The organism is Gordonia crocea (genome assembly GCF_009932435.1).
Classification (GTDB): domain Bacteria; phylum Actinomycetota; class Actinomycetes; order Mycobacteriales; family Mycobacteriaceae; genus Gordonia; species Gordonia crocea.
In genome coordinates this window covers 1-8,362 of sequence record NZ_BJOU01000012.1, presented here as the reverse complement: position 1 = coordinate 8,362, position 8,362 = coordinate 1, and the positions used below count along the sequence as shown (strand labels likewise).

General features: G+C 70.2%; 7 protein-coding genes and 2 pseudogenes. 1 reads left to right on the top strand and 8 read right to left on the bottom strand.

Annotated elements, in window-relative coordinates; translation table 11 throughout:
• From nbrcactino_RS14900 to nbrcactino_RS14870, 7 genes and pseudogenes are all read right to left on the bottom strand, one after another.
• Positions 1-408: pseudogene (locus nbrcactino_RS14900) on the bottom strand (porphobilinogen synthase); the annotation flags it as partial.
• 253 nt (positions 409-661) lie between these two features.
• Positions 662-1,198, bottom strand: a complete 537-nt coding sequence (locus tag nbrcactino_RS14895; protein WP_228460941.1) for a type IV toxin-antitoxin system AbiEi family antitoxin domain-containing protein — start codon at positions 1,196-1,198, stop codon at positions 662-664.
• A 95-nt stretch (positions 1,199-1,293) separates the two neighbouring features.
• Positions 1,294-2,925 carry a bifunctional uroporphyrinogen-III C-methyltransferase/uroporphyrinogen-III synthase gene (locus nbrcactino_RS14890; RefSeq protein ID WP_161928303.1) on the bottom strand — a complete coding sequence of 544 codons (1,632 nt, stop codon included), beginning with the start codon at positions 2,923-2,925 and terminating at the stop codon, positions 1,294-1,296.
• 42 nt (positions 2,926-2,967) lie between these two features.
• Positions 2,968-3,897 carry a hydroxymethylbilane synthase gene (hemC, locus tag nbrcactino_RS14885; protein WP_161928302.1) on the bottom strand — a complete coding sequence of 310 codons (930 nt, stop codon included), beginning with the start codon at positions 3,895-3,897 and terminating at the stop codon, positions 2,968-2,970.
• Positions 3,894-5,270 (bottom strand): glutamyl-tRNA reductase, encoded by a 1,377-nt coding sequence (locus tag nbrcactino_RS14880; protein ID WP_161928301.1) that lies wholly within the window; start codon positions 5,268-5,270, stop codon positions 3,894-3,896. The genes hemC and nbrcactino_RS14880 overlap by 4 nt, the downstream gene beginning before the upstream one ends.
• Before the next feature lie 7 nt (positions 5,271-5,277).
• The gene (locus nbrcactino_RS14875; RefSeq protein WP_161928300.1) at positions 5,278-5,934 is read right to left on the bottom strand and encodes a redox-sensing transcriptional repressor Rex; all 657 of its coding nucleotides are present in this window, start codon (positions 5,932-5,934) and stop codon (positions 5,278-5,280) included.
• A gap of 71 nt (positions 5,935-6,005) precedes the next feature.
• Positions 6,006-6,254: a glutaredoxin family protein gene (locus nbrcactino_RS14870; protein ID WP_161928299.1), complete on the bottom strand. Its 249-nt coding sequence runs from the start codon at positions 6,252-6,254 to the stop codon at positions 6,006-6,008.
• A 381-nt stretch (positions 6,255-6,635) separates the two neighbouring features.
• Between nbrcactino_RS14870 and nbrcactino_RS14865 the strand changes: the two are divergent.
• A pseudogene (locus nbrcactino_RS14865) lies at positions 6,636-7,558 on the top strand (HAD family hydrolase).
• Positions 7,559-7,635: 77 nt separating this feature from the next.
• Here the strand turns inward: nbrcactino_RS14865 and nbrcactino_RS14860 are convergent.
• On the bottom strand, positions 7,636-8,362 hold a 727-nt coding region (locus nbrcactino_RS14860; RefSeq protein ID WP_186343403.1), incomplete at its 5' end, for a 1-acyl-sn-glycerol-3-phosphate acyltransferase.

Sequence of the window (8,362 nt, the reverse complement as noted above, 5' to 3'; positions counted from 1 at the left end):
TGGTCGGTGAACTCGTCGAGGCAGGTATCGGCCATCAGGACCGTGTCGTCGCCGAGGTCGGCGCGCACCGCGGCCAACGCGCGGTTGAGCACCCCCGTCGGCGCTATCGGCACCCGACCCGATGTCGTCCTTGTCTTCGGCCCTGGGCACCCCGAACAGCATCAGCCCGCCGACGCCGGCGGCCACCGCCGCCTGTGCCGCCTGCCGCAGCGAATCCATCGTGTGCTGCACCACGCCGGGCATCGAGTCGATCGGCTTGGGCTCGGTCAGCCCGTCGGCGACGAACATCGGCAACACCAGGTGCCGCGGTTCGACGTCGGTCTGCGCGACGAGGCGCCGGATGGCCGACGTGGAGCGCAACCGACGCGGCCGCACCCAGGGGGCGGAACTGCTGTCCGGAGGAGTCACACCGTCGAGTCTAGGGTCGAACGTCGAATCGGGGGTCGTCGGTCGTCTGTTAGCGATTGTGCTCGGATTCCGAGCACAACCGCTCAGGGATCACGCCGCCCGCCGCAGGACCATCAGGATCTGCTCGACAACCATCTGAGGGCGCTCGACGATGTCGCCGTAGGTCCGGCCACCCAGCCGGACAGACCCGCCTGGCGAAAGATCCGGGCGACGATCCGCTCGGCCTCGGAGCGTGTCCCCTCGCCGAGCAGCTTCAGCCACGATCCGACTTGTCGCGCACCGTGGGGTACCGCGCATGTGCTCGCAGCAACCCGTCGACGGTGGTGAACCGGCGCAGCAGAACCGCGTCGAGCGCCTTGAGGCCGATCTCTTCGGCCGCATCGAGAGCCGTCAGGGCCGGCGAGGTCACCCGCAGGTGGCGATGGATCGAGACGTCCTCCGCGCAGAGGCGGCGGTGCCGGACGAGCGAGGTCGAGGTCCGTCGACGGTGATCACCGACCGCCGACGTGAAAACAACCTGCCTGTGCGGCTCATCGGCAACAAAACCGAGCCACCAGGCGGCAGCGGCCCCACCCAAGACCGCGGTAGGACCCACCGCGGCGACCGCCAGTCGTGCCTGTGCCCGCGCCGAACGGGGATGACCGGCCGCGAGATACACCCCGCGGGTCACACCCCGCCACCGCCCGGAGTCGACCCGGCGCGAAATGGCCGCACTGCTCATACCCAGGCCAAGAGCCTGCTGGCGGCTGATCACCCCGTCGTGCCGGATGAGGAATTCATCGAGATCCATTCCCCTTAGACGCAGCGGGCTAGGTACCGGGTTCCCCGCTATCATTCCGTTTGCTGTTGTGCTCGGATTCCGAGCACAACAGCAAACCGATGAGGCTAGGACCGCGAGCGGCGCGACTTCTTGCGCGGCGGGGGCAGCGCGCCCTCGGCCCGCAAACGGGCGGCGTGGGCGGCCAGCGCCTCGACCAGGTCGGGGATAGACGCGGTCTCCGGCCGGACGTCGACCCGCAGGCCGAACTCGATCGCCGTCTCGGCGGTCTTCGGGCCGATGCAGGCGACGATGGTCCGGGCGTGCGGCTTGCCCGCGATCCCGACGAGGTTGCGCACCGTGGAACTCGACGTGAAGCACACCGCGTCGAATCCGCCGGTCTTGATCATCTCGCGGGTCTCGGCGGGCGGCGGGGCCGCGCGCACCGTGCGGTACGCGGTGACGTCGTCGATCTCCCAACCGCGTTCGCGCAGGCCCTCGGCGAGGGTCTCGGTGGCGATGTCGGCCCGCGGCAGCAGGACCCGGTTGACCGGGTCGAACACCTCGTCGTATGGCGGGAAGTCCTCGAGCAGGCCCAGCGACGACTGCTCCCCGGAGGGGACCAACTCCGGCTCGATGCCGAATGTGCGGACCTTGTCGGCCGTGGCCTCCCCGACGCAGGCGATCTTCACGCCCGAGAACGCGCGGGCGTCCAAGCCGAACTCGGCGAACTTCTCCCACACCGCGCGCACCGAATTGGTGGAGGTGAACACCACCCACTGGTAGCGGCCATCCACCAGGCCCTTGACGGCCCGCTCCATCTGGGCGGGCGAGCGCGGCGGCTCGACGGCGATGGTCGGCACCTCCTTGGGGATGGCGCCGTGCCCGACGAGGCGCTCGCTCATGTCGGCGGCCTGCTCCTTGGTGCGCGGCACCAGGACGGTCCAGCCGTACAGCGCCCGCGACTCCCACCAGGACAGCTTGCCGCGCTGAGCGACGACCTTGCCGATGGTGAGCAGCAGCGGACCGGCGAGTTCGCCGCCCTTCTCCGCCGCGGTCTCCAGGGTGGCCTCGATGGTCCGCTGGGCGCAGGTGGTGCCGTTGATGGTGATGGCAATCGGGGTGGTGGCCGCGAGCCCGTGGGCGATCAGCGAGGCCGCCACCTGGGCGAGGTGGCTGGCCGTGCCGTGCAGGACCAGCGGCGCCGGCGCGGCGGCCAGGCCGGCCCAGTCGACGTCGCCGCGCATGTCGGCGACGGTGTAGCCCGAGCCCAGCGGCATCCCCGCGTAGCTGGGGACGACCGCGGCGGCGGGCAGGCCCGGCAAGACTTCGAACTGCACGACGGTGCGCGCGACGGCGGTCACCTCGGCCAGCACCGCATTGGAGGTCAGCGGATCGCCGGCGACGACGCGAACCACGTCGACCCCGGTCTTCGCGGTGGTCACGAGGGTCTTGGCGACGTCGGCGGGATCACCGAGCGCCGGGTGCACGTCGACCGGGTCCTCGACCGCCTCGTCGACGGTCTCCGCCTCGACGGCTTCGGACTCCGCGGCCTTCGCGCGGCGCGGCGTCGGCGCGGCCTCGGCCCGGTGCACGGCCCCGATCAGCGACACCACCCCGGACGGCACGTCGGGATCGATGAATGCGACTGTCGCATTGGTCAACACGCTGCGCGCTCGGATAGTCAACAGGTCGGGGTCACCGGGACCGGCGCCCACGAAAAGGATCCGACCCGGGGTGGCCTTCTTCGTCCGGCTCATCACTCGCACTCTCCTACCCCCGCAGGGGTGGTAGTCAGTCAGCTAGGCCAGAAGCGATGCGGCTCCCGACTCCAGCATTTCCGCGGCAAGTGCGCGCCCCACCTGCGCCGCCTGCTCGATCGGTCCGACCGCCGAACTGCGGATCACATCGGATCCGTCGACAGCCGCAACCGCCGCGCGAAGCGACAGCTCGAGGAAGATCCGACCGTCGTCGTCGAGTGACTCGACGACCTCCGCGTAGGCCCCTACCGGCGCGGTGCAACCGGCCTCCAAGGCCGCCAGCACTGCGCGCTCGGCATCGACCGCCGCACGAGAGGACGGATCGTCCAAAGTGGCGAGCGTACTCACCAGCTGGGCATCGTCGGCGCGGCATTCGACGGCCAGGGCACCCTGGGCCGGTGCCGGTAGCAGCACCACCGGGTCGAACGCTTCGGCAATGACCTCGGTCCTGCCGATGCGGGCCAACCCGGCCCGGGCGACCACGACTGCGTCGAGTTCACCGTTGGCGACTTTGCCCAACCGAGAATCAAGGTTGCCTCTTAGGGGGCGAATTTCCAAACCGAGACCCAATGCTCTAAGCTGCGCGACCCGACGGGGAGCCGACGTACCCACCGTGGCACCGACGGGAAGGGCGCCGAGAACCCGGTTTCCGTTGCTGACCAGGGCATCTCTGGCATCCTCGCGCGGCGGAACGGCCGCGATCACCAGGTCCGGTTCGGGCGCGGTCGGCAAATCCTTGTAGGAGTGGACCGCGACGTCGATTTCGTCGTTGCGCAACGCGACGCGCAGTTCGGTGGTGAACACGCCGACGCCGATCTCGGTCACCGGGGCCGCCGACTTGTCGCCCTGGGTCTTGATGATGACCAGTTCGGCGGGGTGTCCGGCGTCGGTCAGCGCCTGCGCCACGTGGCCGGCCTGCGTGGTCGCCAGCAGCGACCCGCGGGTCCCGATGCGCAGTACCGGCGGCGTCACCGGGCCCCGCCCGAGGCGTCGCGCACGACCGGGTCGGGCAGGCGCAGCGCATCGGCGTCGGGGACCGCCACCGACTCGGCCGCACCCGGGCGCAACTCGAACAGCTCGCGCAATGCCTCCGCGTACTGGTCACCGTGAGCGGTGGCGGCGAGTTGCTTGACCCGGACGGTCGGGGCGTGCAGCAGTTTGTCGACGACCCGGCGGACGGTCTTGGCGACCTCGTCGCGCTCGGCGTCGGTCATCGACGGCAGACGCGACTCCAGCCGCATGACCTCCGCCTCGACCACCTCGTTGGCGCGCTGGCGCAACGCGGTCACCGTCGGGGTCACCTCGGCGCGTCGCTGGGCGGCCAGGTAGTCGGCCAACTCGGCGGCGACGATGCCCCGCGCGCCGACCAGGTCGGCCTCGGCGGCCTGTGTCTGGGAGTCGCCGCGCAGCCCCTCGATGTCGATCAGCTCGACACCGGGCAGCCGACCCGCGGCCGGGTCGACGTTGCGCGGCAGGCCCAGGTCGCAGATCACCAGCGGTGTCGTCGCGGTGCGCGCGGCGAGCGCATGGTGGACCTCGGCGACGCTGACCACCGATCCGGTCGAGCCCGAACAGGTCATCATGACGTCGGCGTTGGCCATGGCGGTGGACAACTCGTCGAGGCCCACACCGGTGGCGGTGACGCCCGCATGGTTGGCGCTGACGTTGTCGGCCAGGCGCTGGGCCTTCTCGACGCTGCGGTTGACGATGGTGATCTGCCCGACGCCCTCACGGGCGAGGTGGGCCGCCGACAGGCCGCCCATCGCGCCGGCACCCAGGACCACGCCGTGGCGGGCCTCGGTGCCCGACGCCGCCAGGACGCTGCGCGCGCGGTGCAGGGCCACCGACACCACAGAGGCGCCGGCCCGGTCGATTCCCGTCTCGGTGTGCACCCGCTTGCCGACCCGCAGCGCCTGCTGTGCCAGCTCGTGCAGCACCCGGCCAGCCGTCCGGTGCGCGTCGGCACTGGCGTAAGCCCCACGGATCTGGCCGAGGATCTGCTGCTCGCCGACGACGAGGGAGTCCAGCCCGGCCGCGACGGTGAACAGGTGCTCGGCGGCGGCCTCGGAGTAGCGCACGTAGGCGTGCGCGGTCATCTGGTTGATGGTCATCCCGGAGTGGTCGCCGAGGACGTTGCCGACGGCCTCGAGTGCCGGGTGGAAGGCCTCGACGACGGCGTAGATCTCGATGCGGTTGCAGGTCGACACGACCATCGCCTCCGACACCGTCGGCGAGGCGAGCAACCGGTCGACGATCTTGGGCCGGTCGTGCTCAGAAATCGCCAACCGCTCCAGCACGCGCACGGGCGCGCTGCGGTGCGATACCCCGAATAGCAGGACACTCACAACGAGATCACCTTTTCCCCGCCGCCGCGAACGACAACAACTGTAATTCCAAGGCTAGGTCAATCTGGCGGATCGAGACGCCTTCTTGCGCCGTTAGGGACACCGGCGTGACATTGAGAATCTGCTGGACACCGGCCTTGGCGAAGGCGTCGCAGACGTCCTGGGCGAGATCGTCACGGGTCGCGATGACCCCGATGTCGAACGGTTCGCCGTCGTCGCCCGTCCCGCCGATCTCGTGCAGCGGGGCGATCACCGGACCGTCCGCGGACAGCCGCGCGCCGAGGAGGCCGGGGTCGTCGTCGAACAGTGCGCCGAGGCTGAACCGCGGGTCGCGACCGGTGTGTGCGAGCAGCGCCCGACCGAGCGAACCAACGCCAGCCAGGGCCACGACCTGCGCACTGTCGCTGTTCAGCGCCATGGCGACGGTCGCGATCAACTTGTGCACCTGGTACCCGACACCCCGCACGCCGTGACCGCCGACGTAGGACAGGTCCTTGCGCAGCAACAGCGGATTGACCCCCGCGGCCGCGGCCAGTTCGGCGCTGGAGATGACAGTGACGCCGGTGGCTGCGCGCTCGCGCAAGGCGGTCAGGTAGGTCGCCAAGCGGGCGACCGACGGGCCAGGAATCCTGGCCGCCGGCCTTCTCGCAGACAGCGAAGTCATTGTTCCAGGGTATCTGGCACCGGTTCGCAGACCCGAGCCAGGTACCCGGGCCCGGTCACCGGCGCAGGCGGCTACGGTGCCAGATCGGCACGCAGGCGCGGCTCGTCGACGGTCCAGTAGCTGTGCTCTTCCCCGTCGAGCAGCACCACGGGCAACCGGTCGCCGTATTCGCCCCGCAACGCCGGATCGCCGGCTGCGGCCCGTTCGTCAACGTCGACCTCGTCGAATCCCTCGCCGAGTTCCCCGCAGATCCGACCGAGATCGGTGCGGGCCGTTCCGCACGCGGCGCACCCGGCGCGGGTCAGCAACACGATTCGCATCTGGACCTCCTCCACACGCCCAGTCTGCCACCGCCCACATCAACGCGACTGCGCTCCTATTGGGCCCGCTCACTGCCGCTCCCGGCGCCCGGCCGCTAATCTTGACCTTGCCAGCCACAGCGAGCACCGGAGTGAGCCAACGTGAGTGACGAGCCCAATGGGACGCAGGGCGATTTCCCCATCCGCGACCGGGACCTGACGCCCGAGTCCGATCCTGCCTACGACCCTGACTCCGACCCCGATTTCGAGCCGGACCCCCACGCCGACGAACCGGACCCCGACGCGGTGCACACCGACCACGACGAGGACACCGGCGGGGACGCCGACGACGAGCACACCGACGGGGGCACCGCCGACGGGGACGAACCCGATGAGGCCGAAATCGACCGGCGGGTCCGCGACTGGGTGTCCACCGCCAGCGGCCGGTTCCGCCAAACCGCCGCGGAACTGCGGCAGAACCTCGCCGGCGAGGCCGCCGCCAAAGCCGCCCTCGAATCCCTCGCCGCGCGGGCCGAGACCCGGCCCGACGGCGCCGACCTGACCGCGGCCGCCTTCTTCGACGTCGACAACACCCTCGTCCAAGGCGCCTCCATCGTGCACTTCGCGCGCGGCCTGGCCGCGCACAAGTACTTCTCCTACGGCGACATCGCCACCGCCATGTGGTCGCAGATCAAGTTCCGCATCAACCGGCAAGGAGAATGCCGACGACGTCGCCGAGGGCCGCGACACAGGCCCTCTCCTTCATCGCCGGCCGCCCCAGCCGCCGAACTGGTCGCCCTGGGCGAGGAGATCTACGACGAGTACATCTGCCGACAAGATCTGGCCCGGCACCCGCGCCCTCACCCAGCGCCACCTCGACGCCGGGCAGCAGGTCTGGCTGGTGACGGCGACCCCGGTGGAACTCGCGCAGACCATCGCCACCCGACTCGGTCTGACCGGCGCCCTGGGCACCGTCGCCGAGAGCGAAGACGGGATCTTCACGGGCGCCTCGTCGGCGACGTGTTGCACGGCCTGGGCAAGGCCCACGCGGTCCGTTCGCTGGCGATCCGGGAGGGCCTCAACCTGCAGCGGTGTACCGCGTACTCCGACTCGCACAACGACGTGCCGATGCTGTCACTGGTCGGCACCGCCGTCGCGATCAACCCCGACTCCGACCTGAAGGAGATCGCCAAGGTGCGCGGCTGGGAGAGCTACGATTCCGGACTGCGCGCAAGGCCGCCAAATACGGGTGCCCACGGCCATTGCCCTCGGCGCGCGTGGGCGGCGGTGCCGCGGCAGCGCTGCGGCGCGGTCGCCGGCACTGAGAAACGGCGGCACTGAGAAACGGCGGCACTGGGAACCGGCGGCACTGGGAAACCGCTGGTTAATACCGACTCGGGCGCTAGCCCAGGTAGACGCCGCCACGACGACTGAGCATCCGGAACAGCGTCTGCTGGATCTCTTCGCGGACGTGGTCGGTCAGGTCGAACACCACCAGCGGGTCGTCGGCGGCGGCTCGTCGTCGTAGAGTCGGTGGCGATCGGCTTGCCGAAGTGGATGTGCCACTTCGACGGAAGCGGAATCGCGCCGAGCGGACCAGCCAGGGGAACAGCGGGGTCACCGGGAAGTACGGGAGACCGAGAACCTTGGCCACCGGCTTGAGGTCGCCGAGCATCGGGTAGATCTCCTCGGAGCCGACGATCGACACCGGGATGATCGGGGCGCCGGTGCGGATCGCGGTCGTCACGAAGCCGCCGCGCCCGAAACGCTGCAGCTTGTAGCGGTCCTTGTAGAGCTTGCCGATGCCTTGTAGCCCTCCGGCCACACCGCGGTCAGTTCGCCGGCGCGCAGCAGGTACTCCGCGTCGCTCGAGCAGGCAGGGTTGCACCGATGCGACGGGCCACCTCGCCAGGACCGGCGAGTCGAAGGCCATGTCGGCGGCCAGCAGCCGCAGGTAGCGCCCCGACGGGTGGTTGTCGTGGACCGCGATCGACGTCATCAGGGCATCGATGGGAATGGTGCCGGCGTGGTTGGCGACCAGCAGTGCGCCGCCCGTCTCGGGCAGGTTCTCCGCGCCGGTGACCTCGACGCGGAACCACTTGTCGTAAACCGGGCGATGGCCGGGAACC